17 protein-coding genes and 1 tRNA gene are annotated in these 22898 nt (G+C 35.6%); 8 read left to right on the top strand and 10 right to left on the bottom strand.

Annotated features, from left to right (window positions below):
• Positions 1-91 precede the first annotated feature (91 nt).
• Positions 92-949 carry a LysR family transcriptional regulator gene (locus tag I8T81_RS05520; protein WP_198072295.1) on the top strand — a complete coding sequence of 286 codons (858 nt, stop codon included), beginning with the start codon at positions 92-94 and terminating at the stop codon, positions 947-949.
• 133 nt (positions 950-1082) lie between these two features.
• Here I8T81_RS05520 and I8T81_RS05515 read toward each other — a convergent pair whose 3' ends face one another.
• Positions 1083-1646 (bottom strand): TetR/AcrR family transcriptional regulator, encoded by a 564-nt coding sequence (locus I8T81_RS05515; RefSeq protein ID WP_198072294.1) that lies wholly within the window; start codon positions 1644-1646, stop codon positions 1083-1085.
• 1069 nt (positions 1647-2715) lie between these two features.
• On the opposite strand from I8T81_RS05515, the gene I8T81_RS05510 reads away from it, so the two are divergent.
• The 4 genes from I8T81_RS05510 to I8T81_RS05495 are packed head-to-tail and all read left to right on the top strand — an operon-like array spanning position 2716 to position 7819.
• Positions 2716-3093, top strand: coding sequence for a hypothetical protein (locus I8T81_RS05510; RefSeq protein WP_198072293.1), 378 nt, complete (start codon positions 2716-2718; stop codon positions 3091-3093).
• Positions 3094-3140: 47 nt separating this feature from the next.
• Positions 3141-5168 (top strand): ATP-binding protein, encoded by a 2028-nt coding sequence (locus tag I8T81_RS05505; RefSeq protein WP_198072292.1) that lies wholly within the window; start codon positions 3141-3143, stop codon positions 5166-5168.
• Entirely contained in the window at positions 5159-6340 is a 1182-nt protein-coding gene (locus tag I8T81_RS05500; protein WP_198072291.1) for a DUF3800 domain-containing protein, read from the top strand. The genes I8T81_RS05505 and I8T81_RS05500 overlap by 10 nt, the downstream gene beginning before the upstream one ends.
• A gap of 57 nt (positions 6341-6397) precedes the next feature.
• Positions 6398-7819, top strand: a complete 1422-nt coding sequence (locus I8T81_RS05495; protein WP_198072290.1) for a hypothetical protein — start codon at positions 6398-6400, stop codon at positions 7817-7819.
• Positions 7820-8094: 275 nt separating this feature from the next.
• On the opposite strand, the gene I8T81_RS05490 is transcribed toward I8T81_RS05495, so the two are convergent.
• From I8T81_RS05490 to efp, 5 genes are all read right to left on the bottom strand, one after another.
• Complete coding sequence (locus tag I8T81_RS05490) at positions 8095-9975, bottom strand: potassium transporter Kup (RefSeq protein WP_198072289.1); 1881 nt, start codon at positions 9973-9975, stop codon at positions 8095-8097.
• 289 nt (positions 9976-10264) lie between these two features.
• A tRNA-Val gene (locus I8T81_RS05485) sits at positions 10265-10341 on the bottom strand.
• A gap of 167 nt (positions 10342-10508) precedes the next feature.
• Positions 10509-10811, bottom strand: coding sequence for a YbdD/YjiX family protein (locus tag I8T81_RS05480; protein WP_002052430.1), 303 nt, complete (start codon positions 10809-10811; stop codon positions 10509-10511).
• Positions 10812-10813: 2 nt separating this feature from the next.
• A complete protein-coding gene (locus I8T81_RS05475; RefSeq protein ID WP_198072288.1) occupies positions 10814-12910 on the bottom strand; it encodes a carbon starvation CstA family protein in 2097 nt (698 codons plus the stop codon).
• 164 nt (positions 12911-13074) lie between these two features.
• Positions 13075-13644 (bottom strand): elongation factor P, encoded by a 570-nt coding sequence (efp, locus tag I8T81_RS05470; RefSeq protein ID WP_004700171.1) that lies wholly within the window; start codon positions 13642-13644, stop codon positions 13075-13077.
• A 73-nt stretch (positions 13645-13717) separates the two neighbouring features.
• Between efp and epmB the strand changes: the two genes are divergently transcribed.
• From epmB to I8T81_RS05455, 3 genes are read left to right on the top strand one after another with little or no spacing between them, the layout of a single operon-like run.
• Positions 13718-14734, top strand: coding sequence for an EF-P beta-lysylation protein EpmB (gene epmB / locus I8T81_RS05465; protein ID WP_004700170.1), 1017 nt, complete (start codon positions 13718-13720; stop codon positions 14732-14734).
• Positions 14735-14749: 15 nt separating this feature from the next.
• Positions 14750-16495, top strand: coding sequence for a hypothetical protein (locus tag I8T81_RS05460; protein WP_025465158.1), 1746 nt, complete (start codon positions 14750-14752; stop codon positions 16493-16495).
• Complete coding sequence (locus tag I8T81_RS05455; protein WP_198072287.1) at positions 16492-18600, top strand: EAL domain-containing protein; 2109 nt, start codon at positions 16492-16494, stop codon at positions 18598-18600. Before I8T81_RS05460 ends, I8T81_RS05455 begins: the two co-directional genes overlap by 4 nt.
• Before the next feature lie 63 nt (positions 18601-18663).
• Here the strand turns inward: I8T81_RS05455 and rpmE are convergent, their stop codons facing one another.
• The 4 genes from rpmE to I8T81_RS05435 form a co-directional block, all read right to left on the bottom strand.
• Entirely contained in the window at positions 18664-18888 is a 225-nt protein-coding gene (rpmE, locus tag I8T81_RS05450) for a 50S ribosomal protein L31 (protein WP_004652835.1), read from the bottom strand.
• A gap of 193 nt (positions 18889-19081) precedes the next feature.
• Complete coding sequence (locus I8T81_RS05445) at positions 19082-20053, bottom strand: bile acid:sodium symporter family protein (RefSeq protein ID WP_198072286.1); 972 nt, start codon at positions 20051-20053, stop codon at positions 19082-19084.
• 133 nt (positions 20054-20186) lie between these two features.
• Positions 20187-20588 carry a lactoylglutathione lyase gene (gloA, locus tag I8T81_RS05440; RefSeq protein WP_019457730.1) on the bottom strand — a complete coding sequence of 134 codons (402 nt, stop codon included), beginning with the start codon at positions 20586-20588 and terminating at the stop codon, positions 20187-20189.
• Between the two features lie 2 nt (positions 20589-20590).
• Entirely contained in the window at positions 20591-22780 is a 2190-nt protein-coding gene (locus tag I8T81_RS05435; protein WP_198072285.1) for an AmpG family muropeptide MFS transporter, read from the bottom strand.
• Between the last annotated feature and the right edge of the window lie 118 nt (positions 22781-22898).

Genomic DNA, 22898 nt, shown 5'->3' with positions numbered 1-22898 from the left:
ATACAAACTGTATTCTAAAAAGATACAATGATTGATATACAGATATTCCTCATATAATTTAGCGGCAAGATCATTTAGCCTTTAAAATTTGATGGATAAAATAGACTGTATTAATACTTTTATAAGTGTGGTAGAGAATGGAAATTTTAGTCATGCTTCTAGAAATCTAGGCATTACGAGAGATCAAGTTTCAAAAAGAATTTTTTATTTAGAAAGTCTATTTAATACATCATTATTTATACGCAACACCCGAAAGATGGACCTGACTCGCTCTGGAGAAAAGTTCTATGAGCGATGCAAAGTGATTGTGAAAGAGTTAGATTTAGCAGCCCATGACTTTGTATACGACCAGAAGTACCCTGAAGGATTACTCAAAATTAGTGCTCCACATGCCTTTATCCAAACGTGCTTTTCAGATGTCATTTCTAATTTTCTAATCAAATATCCTCATATTGAAATTGATCTTATGTTTTCAGAACACTCCACTCATATCAATCCTCATAAGTTTGATGTGATTTTAAAAGTTGAGGAAAATATTGAAGAGCAAAATACTTTTATTTTAAACACATATAAAAGAAGCTTTTATGCAACAGATGCATATTTAAATAAATATGGAAAACCGAAAAATATAGAAGAGCTTAGAGAGCATAGCATTTTACTATATTCTAAAGATGACTTAAAAAATAATATTATTAACTCAATACCAAAATTGACATGTAATAATATAGAAATTCTTTTAGAACTTTGTAAGAGAAATCAGGGTATTTTATTTGCACCAGACTTTTTAGCAAAAAAATATGAAGATGAGGGAGTTATTATTAATTATTCAAAAACTCTTTTAAACTCTGATCTTTATTTTTATGCAACCACACCTTATGGATCGAGAGTTCCAAAGAAGGTTGAACTTTTTTTAAATTCTTTAAAGCAGCATTTTTCAAATTATCATTAAATTAATAAAACTTTAGCCGCTAAATTACTCTTTTTCTTTATCTACATTTCTCAAAAAATCTATATACCTCTGCCCTAAAAAGCCTTAAATTACTTTAATTTAGGGCTTTTTCAGTCATACAAAGCTATCAAGTTTATTTGTTATAAGTTAGAGCCCGCAAAAAATACTCCAGCACCGTCTCACTTTCATCTGATCCATCCGAACCTAAAAGTTGAATAATTCCGCCTTCAATCATATATAAAAAGAGTTTGGCATCGGTAAATGAAACATCGGTTTTAACTAATCTAAGCTGGCTATAAATTTCATTGGTGAGCCATGTTCTGTACCTCACGGCGGTTAGGTACGCGTTTGGGTAGCTATTTTTAGTTTCGAAAATGGCCTTAAATAATAGGTAATACGGCCCTTCTACATCACTATGTAGATAATATAGTTTCTTAAGTTTATCTAACGCGCTTGTGGCATGGTCATATTCGACCATTTCAATGACTTGGTCTTGGAGCCGTTCTTTTTGTACAACTAAACAAATGTCAATAAACCGCTCTTTAGAGTGAAAGTAGTTATAAAACGTCATTCTCGTTATTTCAGCTTCTCTCACGATTTTGTCGACACCGACTGTGTGAAACCCACCGTGATGAAATACCTGAATCCCGTTATTTATAACTTTTACAGCACGTGCTGGGAGAGTTAAATTTGACATAGTTTTACCGTTATAAATTAAATTTTTGTTGTATATAAATGAGATATAAAAAGCCTTTCACTTTTTTAAAGCTGAAAAAAGGCATAGCAAAGCCATAAAGACTGTGCTTGGCACATATCAAGTTTTATAGTGAATGCAAGTTTTTGAGCCGTAATGACTGAAAGCCTGAAAACCCTAAAGGTCATCAAACTGCTTTAAATTTTTAAGTTGTGTCGTTATAGCTTTTGGCAACGGCGGCCAAGAAATAATGGATGTGCAAAGCCAACTCCTTTTTATTGGGAGTTCTGCCAGACATTTATAGAGAATTATGGTGGCAGAACGGAAGAAGGTTGACAGACTAGTAATAACTCAAACTAGCACACCCGAAGGTGTCCCTCTCCCGTCCTACCGCTACGGGAAAGAGACGAGTGGCACACCACACAAGAGTAGTCCTCAGAAGAAAAGCTCTGATGCGGGAGTTATTATTCAGCCTGTCAAAGCCGGCTGGCAATGTGGCCAGCAGGCAAAGGATAAGCTTCGGATTTGTTGCAGTCAAGCACACAAAATGACATTTGTTTTAAATTAGATCATTAAAAAGTAAGGGTAAATAATGGATAAGTGATTGTTTAACTGGGGTTTATAAAGGGGGGATTTTTAGGGGTATATGATTTTTTGAAGTAGGAATGTGATTATCTAGTTTTCATCAGCCTCTATTTATACTAAGCCTATAAAGCTATTTGAGTTTAATGGCTTGATAGATGTATCAAACATCAAGAATTATTAAATTAAAAGCTTTTAGTTACAATAAATTTAAGTAGTACTAACTCCTAATATCTTGTAAATTAAAACATAACATCTAATTGATATAAATTTTTCAGATAAGACTCATCATAAAAGCGCTCAACTTAGAATTTATTTTCTTATAGATCAGGACGGCATCGATGCAATTCTTTCAAAAAAAGAAGAAGCTTAGTGAACGAAAAATTAATTTATTATCAAGAATCAAAAGATGTAGTAGCAGTATGGGCTAAGTAAATAGTTTTAGATTAGGATAATGAAACTTAATTAATATAATTTTAGGGGATTATTAATGAAAGACAATGAGTTAAGAAAATTATATACTATTGAAGCTTTCCTTAACTATGGAGATCTACCCAATACTTTTAGAGAAGGTTGGTCGCCAAGTTATGGTCTTCACTTCGAAGAAAAAAATATTAGTTTTAATGAAAAAGCCCAAGTCTATATCAGCTTAAATGGCAGATTAAAAAAAACAAAATGTGAATTTATTCAAGATAGGATTTTGGCTGAAAAGCTTTTAAATTACGTTGAAGTAAAACTTAAAAAGCTTTATCCAAGTATTATATTGAATATTAGAAATGTTGAATCAAGGGAATTAGACTATAGGAGAAAAAAAGCACTAGAAGAAGCAAAATTGAATAGTGTTAAGCTTATAGAATTATTAGAATAGAAATTATTAAAACTCGTTTTATAAAGTATAGAATTTAGGATACGCTAATGGCAATTAATACATCACTTGAAGGGAGACTAAGAAATACTACTCTGCCATATAACCAATGTTTAATGCCATTATTTGAAGCCGTAGTTAATTCAATCCACTCTATAGATGAATGTACAAATAATCCCGATCCTTCTATAAAAATCTATATTGATCGTAATATTCAAAGTACACTAGCACAAGATATAGCAGTTGAAAACAATTCACCTATTTATGGGTTTACAATCATTGATAACGGTATTGGATTCAATGAGGCTAATATGAACTCATTTGAAACCTTAGATAGTGAGTATAAAGCAAAGAAAGGATGTCGAGGTGTAGGTCGTTTGATGTGGCTAAAAGCCTTTACGAATGTATCAGTCGAAAGTAATTTTATAGATTCAAAAAATGAAGTACAAAAGAGGAAGTTTAACTTTAATAAAAAAAACGGTATTTATCTTTCATCAACAAATCCAATAGAGAAAACAGAAGTTCTGTCAACAACTATTAAACTTGAAGATTTTATTGATAAATATGAAAAAAGATCACCTAAGTCTTGCAGTACAATAGCTAACAATATCTTAGAACATTGTTTGTGGTATTTTGTTAGAGAAGGTGGTGCTCCCCAAATAACCATATATGATCAAAATGAAATCATTAATTTAAATGAATTATTTGATGCTCAAATGTTTGAATCTGCCCTACCAGAAAGCTTTGAAGTTTCGGGCATTAAATTTGAACTTCTACACATTAAATTGAAATCAAAAACTCGCCCTCCTTGTATTGCTTGGTGTGCTGCAGGGCGAGTTGTGAAAGAAGAAAATCTGATAGGTAAAATTGCAGGTTTACATGGAAAAATTCAACACACCAAAGGTGACTTTACATACTGTTGCTATCTAACATCTACATATCTTGATGAAATTGTCAGACCTGAACGCATAGACTTCAATATTGATCAAGACGAAACCGATTTATACTCGAATGCTATAAATGAAGTTCAAATTCGTGAAATTGTTTACTCTAAAATCACGACTCATCTCAATGAGTTTTTAATTCAATATAAAGAATTAGGGCGTCAAAGAGTGCATGACTATGTTGCAACTAAAGCCCCTCGTTATAAATCAATTTTAAAATACATTCCGAACGAAGTATTTTTTGTTAATCCAGAAATTTCTGACAAAGAATTAGAACTGCTTTTACATAAATATTTGACTGATATTGAAAGTCAAATTCTTTCTCAAGGACATGATCTTATAAAAGATGTAGACAAAGAAGAAGAAGATATTCAGTCTCGAATTGTTGATTATATGCAAAAGGTCGATGATGTTAAGAAATCTGACTTAGCTGGCTATGTTTGTAACCGGAAAGTTGTGTTAGACATTCTTGAAAAAGCAATACAACGAGGAGCTGATGGGAAGTATTCAAGAGAGGATTTAATCCACCAACTTATAATGCCTATGCGTCAAAGCTCTGAAGATATTGGTTTAAATAAGTGTAACTTATGGCTTATAGACGAAAGATTAGCTTTCCATGATTATTTAGCTTCCGATAAAACATTATCCTCAATGCCTATTACAGACTCGACAGATAATAAAGAACCTGATCTTTGTGCATTGAATGTATATGATGAACCCCTTCTTATATCAGAAGGTAAAAAACTACCTTTAGCATCATTAACAATTGTCGAAATTAAACGCCCTATGCGTAATGATATTAAAAGTGGTGAAGATAAAGATCCAGTAGAGCAAGTATTTGGTTATTTACGTCGTATAAGAAATGGAAAAGCTACTACTGCTACAGGAAGACCTATTCCTGACTCTAAAGATGTGCCAGGTTTTTGTTATGTTATCTGTGATTTGACACCGAGTATGAATGACAGATGTAAAGAAATCCATGACCTTACCGAAACCTCTGACAAGATGGGATTTTTTGGGTATAAGAAAAACTTGAACTGTTATATTGAAGTTATTTCTTTTGATAGGTTAGTTAATTCTGCAAAAGAACGAAATAGAGCCTTTTTTGATAAGTTAGGTTTACCATGCAATTAAACAAAGATTTAAAAAATCTGCAAATCTACTGCGATGAATCAGGTTTTACAGGAAATAAACTTTTAGATGTAGACCAACCAATATTTACATTTGCATCTGTAGCCTCAAATGAGGAAGAAGCCAAATTTATCGTAGAAAAAATAATCAAAAATTACGGGATTCAAAATGGTGAAATTAAGTCTGGAAATTTAGTAAAAAGTCAAAAAGGTCTGCGAGCACTTGATGAAGTTTTAGAAATCCTAGATGGAAGATATAAGATATGTATTTGTGACAAAAAATACGCTATCGCTGGGAAATTCTTTGAATATATTTTTGAGCCTGCTTTAGCAAAGAAAAACTCTATTTTTTATGGAATAAATTTTCATAGATTTATTACTGATAATCTTCATTTAAAATTAGTTAATCAAGACAAATCAGCTGAAATTATTTTTGAAGAATTTTATAAGGTTATGAAACAAGGAGTAGATACTCCTACAGAAGCTTTGTTTCAAATAGTTAGTAACCAATCAGATCTAGTTTTAGATCAAATTCAAAAATTTGCTTATTACAATAAAGATTCTTTTTTAGAAGAAATGGATGGTTATTTAGGAGACGGAGCAGGAAAATGGATCCTAGATATCACAACTACTTGCTTATTCAGTAGTCTAGGTCAGTGGGGACAGAAAATTGATATTTTAGATGTATATTGTGACTCATCAAAACCACTAAATGCTAATCAAGAAATTTTTAATAGTATGGTTGGAAGAACTGAAAAAAAATCTCAAATACATGAACAGATGAATCTAGAGCAGCCTCTTACATTCAATTTAAAACAACCTGTACAAATGGTAGATTCAAAAAGTTTTTATGGCATTCAATTAGCCGATGCTATTGCAGGTAGCTTTAACTATGCATATAAAAATATTAAAGATAAGGAAAATCAATTTGCCCAAAAATGGATGAACAAAATTTCTCAAGATGAAAGTATTTTAGTAACTTTTTTAGGTACCAATTATGAATATGCAAATCTTGAGAAAGCAAGTGTCATGTTAAATTGGTTAATTTTGAACCACATAGTCCAAAAGTGTGATAAAGGATTACCTATTTTAGATAATATTAGTAATGAGATTCTTTATTTAAGACATCAGATTTTATTAAACCCTCCACCAAATGTAAAGGTATGGAATATATAGAGTAAAAAAAATTATTTTTATAAAAATTTTCAAAGCACTTTAATTTGAGTTACGTACATGAAAATCAGTAACACACTTCTTAAGAATAATTTATTACGGCGAATAGACCGTATTAAGTATCTTTCAGACAGCTATAAAATAGCTGCTGAATATAGACTAAAAGATATTTCTCATGAAAAACCTGTCGGAATAGAAATTACAGGCCATAAACTAACCATTAAACTTCAATATACGTTTGAAAAATTTGAAATTATCAATAAAGTACTCATAAAAAAATTTAGTAGACTAGACTCTTTTTCTCACTTCGAAAGGTTAGTTGAAAGTGAAAATATACTAGATCATCGTGGTTGGCATAACCTTGGTCATATATTTGATGAAAAATCTACTGACTGGCGAGCTAAATTTAATGGAATAAAGATAAAGAACTTTCCAAAGTATACAGATTATATTTCTTGCACTATTCACAGAATCGTTCCATCTACATCTTTTTTATGTTTTGATTTTTTTTTAGATAATTCATTTTACAGGGATATATATAAAAATTTTTACTCTGAAAATGATATCATAGTAAGCTCTAAAGACTTTCTCTTAAAAAGAACATCTATCCAAGCTGAATCATCAGCAAATAAGTTTAATGAAGCTTTAAATAAAAAAATTGAATACTTCGAAGATTGGATACTCAGTTTTCTAAAAATAGATAAAAACACCGTTCTATCAATGAATAATACATACGAAACTTCAATCAAAAAAATATGTTCTAAACGCTCTAATGATGAACTTATAAGAAGAAACTTTAGCTTCCTACACTCACAATCTTTTTCTATCAATAGCTCTAGTTGTTTTACTAATGAAAATGAGTACTACTACATTGAAAATATAAAAGATATAAGAGTATTTAAGTTTGAGAAAGATGATGAGGGTTATGAAAACCATCACAACTATTTCATTAAAAGTTTAATGATCTTAATTGCTATCAACACCTATAAAAAAGAATTAGAAATAATCAGAGAAAGTAATCTAAAAGGAAAAAAATCTAATTTATTAAAAATAAAAAATAATATTTTGAAAGCGAATACATTAGATTTTCAAATTAATAGATTATTTCAAGAGTTAAATTTTGAATCTGAAAATAGCTACATATTTCTTGCCATTAAACAATATAATTTTAAATCAGCAAGTAAACTCTCCAATACAGAATACGATGTTGAGTTTCAACATAGAGTTAAGTTCTATTCTGAACTTTTAATAAAAAACTCTGAATCATTAAAAAAACTTTTAGAACTAGAATTCAATTCAATAACTACAGAAACCAATTACCTACTACAAAATAGAATGAAATGGCTAACTATAGCTACGCTACTTCTAGCATTAGCATCTCTAGTAGTAACAATCATAAGCGCTGATAAAAACAAAATTGAAGAAGCATGGGAAAATATAAAAACTTATCCCAACAGCATAAGCAGAATCATTCATAAATAACTCAATATGCCATGTATACTAATCTAAAGAGTATGCCTATCAAAGTACTATTCATAGAACGTTATACAAAGCAATAAAAAAGCCCTAAACCATTATAGTTTAGGGCTTTTTAAGTCATGTAAAGCTATTTGAGTTTATATAAAAATAGACAAATATGTATATTTTTATTTATTATCATTCGCCCAATTCATAAAAATAAAAGGCTTAAATCTTCTAAATTTAAGCCTTTAATAAAGTCTCTTATTTTCACACATATAAAATCAATCAAGGCATCCCTAAATTTCTACTTGGCTTCCCATTTCTACCACTCGGTTAGCTGGTATCTGGAAGAAATCACTAGCAGGACTCGTATTAAGTTGCATAGAAATGAATAGTTTTTCACGCCATGAAACAATACCATCACCTACGTTATGAATTACACGTTCACGTGATACAAAAAAGCTTGTGTCCATAATGTTATATGGTTGATTCAACTTAGTTAAAGCTTGTTCTAATGCTTGAGGTACATTGGGCTGCTCTTTAAATCCATAATAAGCACTAACACGTAAAAAATGCTTATCTAATACTTCGACATCAATACGTTCTGATTCATCTACATATGGAATGTCACGAGTATTGATAGTGATCAAAATATTACGTTCATGAAGTATTTTGTTATGTTTTAAATTATGTAATAAAGCATGAGGAACAACTTTTGGACTACTTGTCATAAATACAGCCGTTCCACTCACCATATAAGCACTAGACTCCAAGCTCTTAATAAATAAATCTAATGGCATAGTGTCATTTTGCAACTTGTTCAGTAGTAATTCACGTCCACGGCGCCATGTTGTCATAATTATAAAAGTGATTGCACCCATCAATAATGGGAACCAGCCGCCATCTACAATTTTTAGTGAAGTTGAAGCAATAAAGAGGAGATCTGGAATTAGCAAAGGTATCGCAATTAACAACATAACCCACGAAGGCCATTTCCATAAGTGATACATGATGAAAGCAACTAAAATCGTATCGCAAAACATAGTCAAAGTTACTGCAATTCCATAAGCCGAAGCTAGATTAGCGCTAGATTGAAACATAAGTACTAAACTAATAATCATACCAAGCAACATCCAGTTCAATGCTGGTATATAAATCTGACCAATTTCAGATTCAGAGGTATGGTCAATCGCAAAACGTGGTAAATAACCTAATTGCATAGCTTGACGTGCCATAGAAAACACACCTGAAATAACTGCCTGAGAGGCAATTACTGTCGCAGCAGTTGCTAAAGCAATCATAGGATATAATGCTATTTTAGGTACCATCATGAAAAAAGTATTATCGATGGCCTGTGGGTTTTGCAGAATCAATGCACCTTGTCCTGCATAGTTTAATACCAAGCATGGTAGCGCAACCAAAAACCAAGCCAATTGAATTGGTTTACGACCAAAATGGCCCATATCCGCATATAGCGCCTCTCCTCCTGTAATGGTCAATACAACTGCTCCCATAACTACAAATGCAGTCACGGGATTATTTTCAATGAAAGGAAGAGCCCAATATGGATTAAGCATATTCAAGATATAAGGGTTCTTGATAATGTGAGATAGGCCAATAAAACCTATTGAGAAAAACCACAGTAGCATGATAGGTCCAAAAAAACGGCCTACGGATCCAGTTCCCTTTTTCTGGATCATAAATAATCCAATTAGAATCACAATCGTAATTGGTATCACATACGGTGTAAAAATAGGGGTTGCTACCGACAATCCCTCTACTGCTGACAATACTGAAATAGCGGGAGTAATAATGCCATCGCCAAAAAATAATGAAGCACCAAATAAACCAATTGTAATTAACCCAAAGCGCACTTTAGGCCCAATTTGCTTATTGTGCATGTTAAGAGCTAATAAAGCTAAAATGCCGCCCTCACCATGATTATCAGCACGCATAATTAACATACTAAATTTCAAGGACACCACGATCATCAGTGCCCAAAAAATCAAGGATAAAATACCTAGAACATTCGCTTCATTTATAGGAACATTATGTGAGGTATGAAAACATTGGGTAAAAGCGTAAAGTGGGCTAGTACCTATATCACCAAAAACTACCCCTAAAGCACCCAATGTCATTGCTGACATTTTTTGACGTCCAATCTCATGTGAACTCATCCATATCTCCTTGATATGAAATTATTATTCTTATTTAAAAAGCACTAACACCTATAGCCCACTATCATTGATCAAAATATAAAAATCAAGAGCATTAATAATCAATAAGATATTACTTCCTATAATAAGGAGGACTATAAACACAAAAATTAGTCTACCCTCATAGTATTTGAATTCTAAACTTGATTAATTTTCGTACTTATCCACATTAAGGCGTGAATTAATTCCCCGAAAATAAAAAACCGCCATTTAAGGCGGTTTTTTAAATTGCTGATTTAACAGCGAATCTTGGTAGGTATATCCAGACTCGAACTGGAGACCTCTACGATGTCAACGTAGCGCTCTAACCAACTGAGCTATACACCTAGAATGGAAAGCATAATATTCATTTTTCAAAAGCAAAACAAGAGATTTGCCATTGAAAAAAATACAAATGAGCAGACTTTAAGCAAACTTTTTTCATTTTCCAAAAAAATAAAACGGCACATGGTTCAACCACATACCGTTTTGTTTAGCTGAATTTAACTCTCAATTTAACAAGGGCATTTCTTTAAAGTACCGCCTGCCGATGGATAACGCACATCAACACAATGACGGTAGAAAGTCTTTGCATCCATAGGTGTTAAATCTGGATGATGGGCTTTCATGTGCTCCAAATACGTTTGATAATCTGGAACCCCAACCATCAGTCGGAAGCTTTGCTGCAAACGCTGCCACAAGGTTGCTATACGCGACCAATTCTTTGGAGAAAGTAATAGCTCTTTTTGCGAGAGCACTGTCATTTTGATGATTTTCGCAATAATGACAGTTCCATTTTTTGCAAATTTAAAATTCATCTTTACTCTCCACGAGTGGTAACCACTTCAGGATCGGCATATACCGCAGGTGCTTCATTTACAGTCGGAGTACGACTCGCTAAAGCACGGCGAACAATACCAATTGAGGCAATAATCATGACAATCGAAACGATCATAAAAAAGCCACAAAGCGCAGCATTAATCTGATTCGACATCACAATGTTTTGCATCTCAGCAATAGTTTTGGCTGGTTTAATAATTTCACCGCGAGCAATCGCATCAGAGAACTTATGCGCTTGCGCCAAGAAACCAATTTTTGGGTTTTCGTGGAAAATCTTTTGCCAACCGGCAGTCATACAGGTCACGAACAAGAAAATAGTTGGGATAATCGTTACCCATACATATTTTTCTTTTTTCATTTTAAACAGAATGACTGTACCTAAAATGAGTGCCATTGAAGCCAGCATTTGGTTACCAACACCAAACAGAGGCCATAATGAATTAACACCACCAAGTGGGTCAATCACACCTTGATAGACGAAGAAGCCCCATCCACCAACTGCAACGGCTGTACCAACCAAATTACCAAAGAATGAACCTGATGCTTTAACCGCAGGAATAACAATACCTACCGTGTCTTGCACCATAAAACGACAAGCACGAGTACCGGCATCGACAGCAGTTAAAATAAACAATGCTTCAAATAAAATGGCAAAGTGATACCAAAATGCCATCATTTGGCGGCTATTAAAAATTTCAGAAATGATATGAGCCATACCAATAGCAAAGGTAGGCGCACCACCTGTACGTGAAAGAATAGAGCTTTCACCTACTTCTTGAGCCAACACTGTCAACATTTCTGGAGTAACGACAAAACCTATGTTACGTACAGCTTCTGCCGCAGACTCTACAGTTGTGCCGAGTACCGCCGCTGGTGCATTAATCGCAAAATACACACCCGGATCTAAAACTGTCGCACAGATCATTGCCATGATCCCGACAAAAGACTCCATAAGCATACCGCCGTAGCCAATCACACGAATATCAGCTTCGTTATCGACGAGTTTTGGTGTTGTACCACTTGATACAAGCGCATGGAAACCAGAAATAGCACCACAGGCAATGGTAATAAATAGGAATGGGAATAAACTACCTGAGAAAACTGGACCTGTACCATCAATGAAGTGAGTTACAGCAGGCATTTTTAGTTCAGGTAATGCAATGATAATGCCCACCGCCAAACCAAGAATCACCCCAATTTTAAGGAAGGTAGATAAATAATCACGCGGTGCTAACAACAACCAAACTGGTAATACCGATGCGATAAAACCATAAATGATGAGACACCAAGTGAGTTGTGTACCAGTTAAAGTGAAGAACTCACCCCAGTACGGGTCTGCTGCAACATGTCCACCATAGACAATTGCCAGCATCATTAAAACAAAACCAATAATTGAAACTTCTGCAATACGTCCCGGACGGATAAAGCGCATATAAACGCCCATGAACAATGCAATTGGAATGGTTGCTGCAATACTAAAGACACCCCACGGACTGTGTGCAAGTGCTTTAACAACCACCAACGCCAGTACTGCAAGGATAATAATCATTACCCCGAGCGCACCGAGCATTACCACAATACCAGCAAAAGAACCAAGCTCCTGCTTTGCCATTTCACCAAGTGAACGACCATCACGGCGTGTCGATATAAATAAAACTAAAAAGTCTTGTACCGCACCTGCCAGAACCACACCAACCAGTAGCCAAATGGTTCCCGGTAAAAAGCCCATTTGTGCAGCCAAAATTGGTCCAACTAGCGGCCCTGCTCCAGCAATTGCAGCAAAGTGGTGACCAAAAAGCACATATTTATTGGTGGGAACATAATCCAGACCATCGGCCAAGCGATGTGCTGGGGTTAAACGTCTTGGGTTTAATTCAAATACTTTAGTTGCAATAAATAGACTATAAAATCGATATGCGATGCTATATACACATGCTGCAGCTAGTACAAGCCAAACCGCGTTAACATGTTCACCACGACTAAGTGCCAGCATCCCAAAAGAAATTGCACCTATAATTGCCACTAGGCTCCAGACCAGCTTGGAGGGAAGCGTAGATTTCGCTTGCATTGTGTCCATTCTTAACCTCTCAATAAATAACTACAGCATTTTTATATTGTTATGTACTGTTTCTCTTAATCCCTGTGACTCTACTCCTCCTTTTTCTTTTTTCCTCTTATACTTTCGCATAAAAAAAGGGATGATTTACATCATCCCTTCGATAATAGTGTATTTTTTAACTATTATGCACGCTCTAAATAATCGCCAGTACGAGTATCTACACGAACGCTTTCTTCTTGCTGAACAAATAACGGAACACGAACAACCGCACCTGTTTCAAGCTTAGCTGGTTTACCGCCACCGCCAGATGTATCACCACGTACGCCCGGATCAGTTTCAACGATTTTTAATACAACGAAGTTCGGTGGGCTTACTGTTAAAGGTACGCCGTTGAACAACATAATTGTACATTTTTCATTTGAATCGTCTTTTAACCATTTAGCAGCATCGCCCATTGCAACTTTGTCTGCAGCGATTTGCTCAAAAGATACAGGATCCATGAAGTTCCACATTTCACCATCGTTGTATAGGTATTCCATTTCAACTTCAACGATGTCAGCTGCTTCTAAAGAGTCACCTGATTTGAAAGTTTTTTCTAATACTTTACCGGTTTTAAGGTTACGTAATTTTACACGGTTGAACGCTTGACCTTTACCTGGTTTTACATATTCGTTTTCCATGATAGAACATGGGTTACCATCAAGCATAACCTTAAGGCCAGCTTTGAAATCATTTGTAGAATAATAGGCCATGAAAGGCACACTCCAAACTTAACAAGTCAACTATGCGATATAATGCGTTGTTGCATTATCTTAATCGTGTCAAATGATAAACTATTTATACCAAGAGCAAAACTGGCAATCACAACTCAGTGACCTTATTACTGATCCTTCTGAACTGCTAAGCCTACTCGAGTTATCCTCAGATCAGCTATTATCGGGTGCGATTCTAGCTTCTGAAAAGTTTAAATTACGTGTGCCTCGCGCGTTCGTCGGAAAAATGAACGCTAAAAACCCACTTGACCCGCTTTTACTACAGGTATTGCCTCATCATTTAGAACTTGAAGAACATCCTGAGTTTGTAACCGACCCTTTAGGTGAAGAAGCAGCTAACCAGTTACCGGGTGTATTACACAAATATAAATCACGTTTTTTACTGACTTTGACAGGTGCCTGTGCAGTCCATTGTCGTTACTGTTTCCGTCGTCACTTTCCCTATCAGGAAAATTTGCCAAAAAATGACGATTGGCTAAACATTAAAAATTATATTGAAGCGAATCCTGACATTAATGAAGTGATTTTAAGTGGCGGTGACCCACTTACTTTGTCTAACCGAAAATTAGCACTTTGGTTGGAACGTTTATCATCTCTCAAACAAGTGAAGATTCTGAGAATTCATTCACGCGTTCCAATTGTTATTCCAAACCGTATCGACGAACAGCTTATTTCTTTATTAAAAAACAGTAGGCTGCGTATTGTTCTGGTGGTACACTCGAACCATGCTTCTGAACTCGATGACTTTACTTGTTCAAAATTGTTGCAGTTATCTGACGAGCACATTACTGTACTTAATCAGGCGGTGTTGCTTAAAGGTGTTAATGATTCTGCCGAGACACTCGTTGATTTAAGTTATCGTTTATTTGAAGCTCGCGTTATGCCTTATTACTTACATGTTTTAGATAAAGTAAAAGGTGCACAACATTTTGATTTAATACCATCTGAAATAGATGCAATATATCAAGACGTGTTAGCGAGCCTACCGGGGTATTTGGTTCCTAAACTCGTCAGGGAAATTGCGGGCGAAAAGAATAAAACACCGCTTTTTGGGGCTACAACTTTTTGAGTTATATAATAAGTGATGATGAATAATGCACTTTCGGACATTTTTCACAATCAAACCGCACTTACTCGTGAACGGTTAAGCTTTTGTGAAGCCAATATTAAAGACCTTAATGAATGGGTTACTACCCTTTCTATTATGCAATTGGGTGATACCTCAAAGGCGTTATTTACAGCACTTTTGGAATTGAATGAATTAAATTGCAGTGAAACGCTTCGCTTCGATTTAATTCAAACACTTCACCCAACCATTAATAATGTTTTGGCGAGTCTAGAAAAAAACTTTTTTAACCAAGGTGTGATTAGTACAGACCGTAACGAGCACATTATTGAACTGGCAATGCTTCTACGTTGTTATTTTGCGAGTATTTATTTGAATATCGCAAGGACAAGCCACGGACAACTACAAAGACAGAAGTTTTCTCTATTTTCATTTAAACAAAAGAAAAATTTGCAAACTGCGCGTATTTTGGCGACTTTCCATGCATTGCAGCAACTCACCAACCTTTTATATCAGCAGCACATGCTCTATAGCGAACCTGTCAAAGGTCAATGGTTAATTGCTCATGAACTTTATGAAACCGCAGTCCAATATAAATATCATTTAACCAATATTAATCATATTCAAGGCGTACAGCATCCTTTAGCCAATATTACGCAGGCATACGCTCAGCTTATTTTATTAGATATTTTTAATACCAATCAGATTCGTCAATCGGAAATTCAAGCGCTATTCCAGTGTAGTTTTGACTGGGCACGTATGATTCAAATTTTACCTAAAGATAGTGCTTTAACTAAGTATGTGGTCGACCCGACTAAAGACCATCCACCGGTATATAACAAAAAACAAAGCTCAAATTTCAATCCAAGCATTTTTATTAGCACTCAAGCGTTGCTTGAGCATGTTACTGCCACCATGCATAAAAATGCTCAGTACATGTCTAAAAACGAAAAAATTTATTTAAGCCCTGCGTTAAAGTTTCACGTTCAAACCATTTTAGGCACGACCGCACAGCGCCGTCATGAACGTTATGAATATAATGCTGCTCTCCAAATTTGCTTCGGATTAACTACCGCACATTTTTATCTATCTAAAGCAAAGAACTTTGAAGAAACGCTCCAACTCAACAATAACTATAATTTACAAAGTGAATCGAAGGTTTTATCAAACCTAGAGAAAAAAGAGCAACAAACCAGCTCTTACCAACGCTTAAGCCGTGAAAGTAAAACCATTTATCAAACCACAGTGCTTGATATCAGTGTTAATGGCTATCGTATTAAATGGTCTGGTGAAGCTCCGAAAAACTTACGAACTGGCGAATATATTTTAGTTAAAGAAACATTACATGGTCAGTGGCGTGGCGGTGTGATTCGCTGGATTAAACAATCAACAGAAAAAAGTTTGGAACTGGGTTTAGAAATTCTTTCACAAGCCATGTTCCCTTGTGCTGTACATATTCAGGCTGAGCGCCATACTCGTAATTATCACCCTGCACTATTACTACAAACTCAAAACTTAGAAGAAATACAAAACACGCTTATTTTACCGGGGTCTCAAATTTTTAGAGAGCAACAAACAATTCATTTACGATTGGGGACAGAAGAAATCAAAGTGTATCTACTCAAAGCACAACTCATTACTCAGAGTTTTATTCAATTTCAATTTGAACTTTTAAATGATCAGCAACAACATTTGCTTGATCAGTTCATGTTGAAAAAGAATAGTAACGCGAATAGTCAAGATTTATGGGAAGCATTAAAGTGAGAAACTCTTTACTATCTAAAAAGTTAAGACGTACTGAAATACGTTTACTCATTATTGATGATAACCAGTTACGTTATAACCAAATTTTAAATCTTTTATCGGGGAATCAATATCAAGTTAATGCTTTATTACTTGATGATTTAAAAAGTTTTGAAAAGCAGCTCAATACATCATGGGATGTGATTATTTTTGGCCGCGCGTATGATTTGAAAATTGAACAAACTCTCTCCCTCGTTCAAGCGTCAGAACAGCCGCAGCTTCCAATTTTACTTTTGCAACCAGATGATTATCAAACACAGCAATACCAAAGCTATATTCAAAAAGGTATTTACGATGTAGTTCCATTAGAACCACTGGACTATTTCTACATCACACTTGTTCGAACCTTATCGTATAGCCGCCTTTTACAAACGGAACAACGTTTGTTAGCAGAGCTTGATACCATTCATAGTCATACGCAAACTCTAGTCGACAACAGCCATAAAGCAGTCGCTATTTTTCAAGAAGGCATACATATTAAGGCAAATCCTGAATACCTTAATCTTTTTGGCTTTAAGCAAGAAGAAGATATTATTGGTTTGCCAATCTTGGATGTCTTACAACCGAACGATTTAAATATTTTCAAACAACGATTTAAGAAAATTTCTTTAGGTCAGTTTGATCAAGCTCGTTTTGAAATTCAAAGTCAGCATCAAGCTATTTCTGGTAATAACGCTTTGAAACTGGAATTTATTCCAAGCCAAGAAGAAGACGCTGTACAACTGACCATCGATTATCAAGTTGATTTAAGCATTCCAGCAAACACGTCTCCATCTGAAAAAAGTGTCGGATTAAGTACGGCTTGGCAACAAATCAATCGACATTTATCAACCCATCCTGCGCAAGCCAATGCTGTAGTGTTATTTAAGCTCGCGCAATGCCCAGAACGCCTCTTTCAACAAGGTTGGCAGACGTTGGGACTATATTTCAATCAGCTTCATGGTTTTTTAAAAGATCATGCTCAAATGCCAATTTTCCAAGTCGATTTGGGAACTTATGCTGGGATTTTACAAGCTGAAAATAGTTCAGTTTTAAATTCGCAGTTAACAAGTCTACAAACTTTGCAAAAAGAACACTTGTTAAAAGTGAATGAACAAAACTTCTCGGTACAGTTAAAGCTTGGCTATGCTCCGCTTAACCAACCACTCACTGAGATTTCTTTTAGCTCATTACTCAATGAAGCTGAAAAGCAGAATCTACCTCAAGTTACACCTCAACTTGAAATAGCACCAATTGAAGAAAAAATCGTTTCACCGACTGTTGAAACTGTTCCTCTAGATTTAACGATTGAACATTTCGAGGTGAGTTCTCAGTCATCTTTGCTACAGCAGTTAAAACAAAAACTCGCTAAAGGTGAGATACATTTGAAGTATCAGCAAGTGTATGACAAACATGATGAAGAAACTCATAACTATGAAGTGACGAGTGGCTTTATTGCTGATGAACAATGGCATGATTTAAACGACTTAGCTGACTTAAAAGAAGATGCCGAGCTTTCAATTCAAGTAGATCGCTGGATATTGGTTGAAGCATGTAAACAGCTTCATAATTTTATTGCTCAGTATCCTAAAGCAAGACTCATTATTAACCTGAATATTGATATTTTGCTGAAAGATAAATCATTCCCAGAGCTGATTTCAAAGCTGCTAACCATTATTGGTAGCAAACTTGAAAGTCCGTTGATTTTGCAGTTTTCAGAACAAGCACTTCAGCACTATCTTCCAACCGTTCAGCCGCTGATTGGTCGTTTACGCCAACATGGTGCAGAAGTTTCAATTCGAGATTTTGCTTCTTCTATGCATAGTGATTCAATTTTACAGCAGCTTGATATTCAGCTTGTAAAATTACAGTCTAGCAAAACGGATTTGTTAAGTTCAGATCAGGGTCTGAATAACTTGCAAGAAAAGGTATTGAACTATCTGACTGTAAAACCAATTGGAATTTTATTGGCTAACTTAAATGATATGAACCTATTTGCAAATGCATGGAATGTGGAAGCACGTTTCTTACAAGGTGATTATTTCCAGAAAAAACTTGATCGCTTAACTGATGTACAAGACCAGTAATGGTCTTGTTATTTAAAAAATAAAAAACGGGCATAAGCCCGTTTTTTATTTCGTTCTGAAGTATTAACGCTTGATAGAGCGAGACATACCAGAGAAACGTTGTTTGAATTTGTCGATACGACCACCAGTATCTACATTCTTTTGTTTACCAGTGTAGAATGGGTGGCAAGCTGAACATACGTCAAGGTAAATAGTTTCTTTACCTAAAGCAGAACGAGTTTCGATTACGTTACCGCATGAGCAAGTTGCAACTAATTTTTCATATTTTGGGTGAATATCGGCGCGCATCGTCGATTACTCCTAATTGAAGAAAGGCTTAAGCTGTCATCGCAATTGATCACTCTCAATTAAATTGAGGAAAGCTTTTTCAAGCAGATCAACACCACAACAGACCATTCTTTTGGCCCACCGAAACCTCTAGGGTTAGAGCTAAGCACAACAAGTGGACAGTATTATACGCCATATAAATCTTTTTTGCGAATTAATCTTGGGATTTAGCCCAGTAATTTGCGATTACTCCACACACCATTAGCTGTATTTGGTGAAATATCATAATTGGCAAAACAATCATTCCTAACGGCTGACCAATAAATAAGATTTGTGCCATAGGTACACCGCTTGCCAAGGTCTTTTTTGAACCACAAAAGAAAACAGTGATCTGATCGGCACGGCTAAAACCAAAAACACGCGGTAAATACAGCGCAAGCAACATAACAATGGTGAGTAACACAGAACAAGCGAGCGCCAAAAGCAGTAAAGTTTTCCAATTTACCTGATGCCAAAGTCCAGCAACTACTGCTCCGCTAAACGCGCCGTAAACCACCATCAAAATTGAGCCTTGATCAAATGCTTTTACAATGCTTGGTACTTTTGCCATATATGGGAAAACGTAGGGACGAAGCAATTGTCCTAAAACAAATGGCACTAATAGCAACAGCGTAATTTCAATAATAGACGACGTAGGATCAAACCCGTGCTGACTTTGCCCTAAAATAAAGAAGCTGACTAAAACTGGCGTGATAAACATACCCACCAAGTTTGAGAAAGATGCACTACATACCGCCCCTGCCACATTTCCTTTTGCAACTGAAGTAAATGCAATAGAAGACTGAACAGTAGATGGCAAGAAGCACATAAATAGAAAGCCCCAATAGAGCTGCTGTCCTAATAAGGGTAAAAGAATAGGTTTAGCCAATAACCCCAGGGCCGGAAAAATAAAGAACGTAATTGCAAATACCAGTAAATGCATTTTCCAATGCAAAATACCTTCAATTACAGCCTCACGAGACAATTTAGCACCGTGTAGAAAAAATAAAATTGCAATCGCGACTGTAGTTAATGTATTGAAATACTGCGCAGCTTGACCACTGATTGGAAAAAACGTTGCTAGTAGTACCATGCCAACCAACAAAACTGTAAATCGATCAAGTGCCAAGAACTTCAGCATATTCACATCCTATGATTATTTTAGACAAATAAAAGCCCAGTTGATAAATTGACCATTTGGTCAGGTCTTCATCATACTGAGCTGTAAAAATAAAGCTAGACTTTTAAGAGCTAAATCTTAAAACACTTAAGTCATTTACTTAATTATTTCTGGCATCTGCATCTTGCTGAATGAGCTCGATTTTGTAGCCATCTGGATCTTCAACAAAGGCAATAACCGTAACACCACCCTTCATTGGGCCAGCTTCACGCACAACTTTACCGCCGCGTGCTTTAATTTCTTCACATGCTTTGTAAGCGTCTTCGACACCAATTGCAATGTGACCATAAGCATTCCCTAAATCATAACTTGATGTATCCCAGTTATGCGTAAGTTCAAGCACGGTATTATTTTCCTCATCGCCATAACCAACAAATGCCAGTGTAAAACGACCTTCTTCATAATCACGCTTACGAAGTAACTTCATTCCTAATACTTCGGTATAGAACTTTAAAGATTGTTCTAAATTGCCTACTCGCAACATTGTATGAAGCATTCGCATGTTTATTCACCTGCCTTTTCTGATTCATGTGTTTGATGATCTTTGAGTAGTTTTCCAACCCAAACCACTAAAATTAAGATTGGAATCCCGATCAGTGTGGTCATCAAAAAGAAGTTTGGGTACCCAATATTACTCACTATGGTACCCGAATATCCACCTAAAAGTTTTGGTGTAAGGGTCATGAGTGAACTAAAGATCGCATATTGAACAGCAGTAAATGACACACTGGTTAGGCTCGAAAGGAATGCAATGAATGCTGCACCAGCAAGGCCCGAAGCCATATTGTCTACAACAATTGCGAAGTAGAGCCATAGCGAACTGTAAGGCTTGATGACTTTACCGCTAATCTCAACTTCTTTACCTGACTGAGTGTCAATGTATGGTAGAGGCTCAATGTTTACATCTAATTCAGCTTTTGGTGCAGATTTTGAAGCGACTTCATATTGATGCGAAACTGATAATAATTTTTGGTTTCCTTCAACCACCGCAGCAGTTAATTGCTTGGTTGGTGATGACAATAATTTTTGCATATCAATTGCAGCGTTAAACACGCCTTTTTGATCTGTCATTTTTGCATCAAAGTTTTGCCCATCCAAACTCACTACAATCTTTTGGTTAGGTGACAAAGCCTTGCCAAAGTACTGACCACGAACAACAACACTTCCCTCAGAAGATTTAGCAGTAATTTGGTCACTTCCCATTAAAGGTAAAATCTGTATAGGTGAATGTTCAGCATGCGTTGTTACTAATGGTTGAACTCGAACTATGGTCTCTGCTTGTTGACCTTGTAAAGCATAGCCAGCTTTAACATCAATTTGTTTTGTCCCATCAAAAGTAGAACTTGGGACTTTAACCTTCCAATACCCTACTTCATCAGGCTGAGCTTTATAATGTTTGTCTCCCACTTGAACATCAACCATATCAAGCGGTTTGCCAGATTTTACTAAACCAATGAAAATGAGGTTAGTAGAGCTTGCCAATACAGCACCAATAAACATCAGTTTCATGATGTTCATGCGCTGCGCTAGTAGGCCACCTAGGAAGCCACCAACCAAGCTAAAGATAACGCCATAAACTTTTACTGCTTCGGCAATTTGCTCTTTGCTGAAGTTCAGATCTTGATAAAAGACGTTTGAAATTACACCCGCAATAATGTCTGAAATACGGAAGAAACCGATCAAGAATAAAAGCACTAACGCAAGTTTGACACCATAACGTTTAAAGAAATCAAGAATTGGAGCAATCCAAGTTTCTTTTGCCATTTGCTGGTTTACAACACCCATTTTAACCAGTATGTAACCGACTAAAATGGCAGTACCTGTTGCGGTTAAAAATCTTAAAGCTTCTAAGCCAAATAAACTTGCACTATCTTGAATATTGCCAGCTTTTGAAATTGCCTCAGTAATTTGACCTGAATAAATATAAGTTAAAACAAACGAAATGACCGCTATAAAGAAGACTAAAACTAAACGGTAATAATCAGTAGTCTTATAGTTTTTATATACTCGACTAACTTGAGGTTCACGAACAAGTAAGGTTGTAATAATACCGACCGACATGACTGCTGCCATGGTTAAGTAGGTGGTTTTCCAAGCCTCGTAAATATAGTTACCTTTCGCTGTTCCTAAATGTGCAGCTAAAAACAATGCACCAGCACCAGCCACAATCATACCTATACGGTAACCTGCATTATAAGTAGATGCTAACACCGTCTGCATTTCAGTTTCAGCTAACTCAATACGATAGGCATCAATGACGATATCTTGTGTTGCCGCCGAGAAGCCAAGTAAAACTGCACCTGCTGCCATTTGAACGAGATAACTATGACCTAAAGCTGGGTCGGCAAATGCCATCGTACAAATCGCAAGCACAATCAAACACTGGGCAATTAATAGCCAAGCACGTCTTCGGCCTAAAGCCTTGGTCAAGAACGGTACTGGCAACTCATCAATTAAGGGTGCCCAAACAAACTTAAAGGAATATCCCAAAGCTGCCCAACTGAAAAAAGTGACTGCACTTTTATCGATACCCGCTTCGCCTAGCCATAATGAAAGGCTAGAGAAAATCAATAAAATAGGTATTCCGGCAGAAAAACCCAGAAATAGCATAATTAATGCACGACGGTCTAAAAATGCTTTAAACGCCGAGACCCAACCAGAGGTTTGTGTGGTCATTCGTTTTTTATTTTCCATAAATTATAAATGTGCCTATTCAATCGCTTCTTACCATTCCTTTCAAGATTCTTTATGCAATCAAGTTTGGTTTTGATGATAAAAACGGCAAGTTTGCTTGATATTTTATGCTAAACCT

Source organism: Acinetobacter seifertii, assembly GCF_016064815.1.
GTDB lineage: Bacteria > Pseudomonadota > Gammaproteobacteria > Pseudomonadales > Moraxellaceae > Acinetobacter > Acinetobacter seifertii.
The sequence above is the reverse complement of the archived record's forward strand: the minus strand, read 5'-3'. Positions and strand labels throughout refer to the sequence as shown.